The sequence below is a fragment of the Salinivibrio sp. MA427 genome, from assembly GCF_001996115.1.
Lineage (GTDB): Bacteria > Pseudomonadota > Gammaproteobacteria > Enterobacterales > Vibrionaceae > Salinivibrio > Salinivibrio costicola.
The window spans coordinates 1-2,169 of the sequence record NZ_MUFH01000360.1 but is presented as its reverse complement, the minus strand read 5'-3'; the positions used below and the strand labels follow the sequence as shown (position 1 = coordinate 2,169).

At 50.6% G+C, this 2,169-nt stretch carries 2 protein-coding genes and 1 riboswitch; both genes read right to left on the bottom strand.

The features are described 5' to 3' along the window. Window positions 1–410, bottom strand: a 410-nt coding sequence (locus BZG79_RS14460) for an amidase family protein (protein WP_242414206.1), incomplete at its 3' end; no start/stop codon positions are given. Window positions 411–521: 111 nt separating this feature from the next. Further along, on the bottom strand, window positions 522–1,691 hold the full coding sequence (locus tag BZG79_RS14455; RefSeq protein WP_077774755.1) for a J domain-containing protein: 1,170 nt from the start codon (window positions 1,689–1,691) through the stop codon (window positions 522–524). 358 nt (window positions 1,692–2,049) lie between these two features. Next, window positions 2,050–2,143, top strand: a riboswitch (glycine riboswitch). Window positions 2,144–2,169 lie beyond the last annotated feature (26 nt).

The following is a 2,169-nucleotide window of genomic DNA, read 5'->3' as shown; positions in this document are numbered from 1 at the left end:
CCTCCGAACGCATCATTGCCCAAACCCAGATCCGCCAGTTTTTTCGCCACTGCGACTGCGATACCGGCATTGGCACCACCCACACGGTATTGACGATAGTGGGGGTTGCGAAGTTCGGCGTAAAAAGGATTAAATCCGGTGATACTAAAGCCGAGCGGATCGATTTGCACCTGGCCGATCACACTGGCACCCTGCGCCATCATCGTTTTCACCACGCCCGCATCTTGGCTTGCGGCTGTGCGTGTTTCCGACCAAGCCGGAATGCCTATCCCTGACACACACGCTTCGAGCGATACCGAATGCGACACCGCTATCTTGTGGCGCCGAAATACGCCGCTTGCACTGTCTTGCCGCGGTGGCTCAAATTGGTGCGCGAACATCGCTTGATCGAGCATAGTGACTGGCCTCAAATAAGTGTTATTCCTTACTGATCAGTGTAATACATTCAGGCGATACTGAGTTGAAATTCCTTCTATCTGACGGTTGCCATCTTTAACCGTGAACACTCGCGGTACCGCTGCCTACTCACGGTTCACCGCAGTAAGATCCGATGTTTGACGGCACGATTGTTCAAACGCCCTTAACTTCGGGGTCAGATCAGCACTCACAAAGGTGTCGTCGAATATTTGTACCTTACGTGCTAATTGCCAACTATCGATAGATGCCCCTTGGCCATAAGGAATCGCATACACATGAAAATGCTGCCGCTGCGCGACGTAATCGAGATTAGGTGGCACGCGCAACGGTTGATAACTGCGGTTCAAATAGATGTAAAAATCGCCCACGCAATTTGCCACGATGTATGAGCCTTGTTGACTACGCAGCGCGAGATACGGCTGGGCGATATCAGTATATTGATTGATATGCCATTTTTCTGCCGTCGGGTTGAGTTCAATCATCGGCGCGGCCGGTAAACTCGGTGGCGGTGCTGCGGGCGACTGAGTGGCGGCAACAGTATCAATCGGCTCAGAGGCTGGTGGCTTGGGATTAATGATACGCACACGTTGCGCGGTATCAGGCTGGCTGTCACCGATAAGTGGAGCAATCCACCGTTGCCATTGCCCAAAAGGCACCATTACCAGCGCAATGGCGCACCACGAGGCCAATACCCAACGCCAAGCCAGCCCAGGTTTAGCCGGTTTTAAAGTGACTGGAGTGGCTTTATGCGTCAGCTCCGTTTCTAGCTGTTCCACGCGCGTTAACGCATCTTTAAGCTCACGGTTGCGTTGTGTGGCCTCTTTTTTTTCTTTGTCGTGCTCACGTGTCAGGCGCGCATGTTGTCCGTCTAATGATTGGTGCTGACGCTCAAGTTTTTGGTACTGCTCTCGCCACTGGCGGTTATCAAACTCAAGTTTGGCAATTTTAGCCGTGAGGTGTGCCGGAATTTGTTGGCCGGCCTGACGAGATTTGAGGGTGCGGTTTTCTTGCTGCAACACCGCTAACTCTTTTTGCAGGCGTGCAACCTGGCTGCGTAACGCCGCCTGACTTCCCTCGTTTTGCGTTTGCCCTAAAGCGCTATCGTCGCCCTTCCCTGATTTAACGGCCTGGTATGCTTCACTGACCAGCTGCATCAACCCAGTGCTGCCAACTTTATCCGGATGCACACGGCTAGAAAGTCGCTTATAGCGTTGTTTAACCTGCGCGGCCGTTTCGCCGGCATTCACGCCTAAAAGTTCGTTCCAAGTGGTCATGCTAGGGCTCGTTGAGTCAGTGGTTACCGATTAATGGTAATAATAATATCGGCCAATGTCTTATAACATTGAGCCACCTCGTTTAAAAATTGGCGTGAATCAGTGCAAGAAACATTTAGGCAACTGACACATATCACGCGGCACCGTTAGCCAGTAGAACCTTCTATAAAGCGATAATTTTTACCTTTTCAGAAGAACAATGCCCTGTTCACTTAATTTTGCATTGCATTCATATTTCTGTGATCTATCATACTTTCCGTCATAACGACGTTCCAATGAAGACAGCAGGAGAGAGATGGCAAATGCCATCCGCCGAAGAAGTAAATCTTTCAGGCACTTAATTGTATGGACTGCTGTTGGAGGAAACTCTGGAGAGACCCGTTAATTCGGGCGCCGAAGGAGCAAGCTTGTTTTCAAGTGAAACTCTCAGGCAAAAGGACAGAGGAGATACCCACCCCAATATGTAGCACTTTTGTTA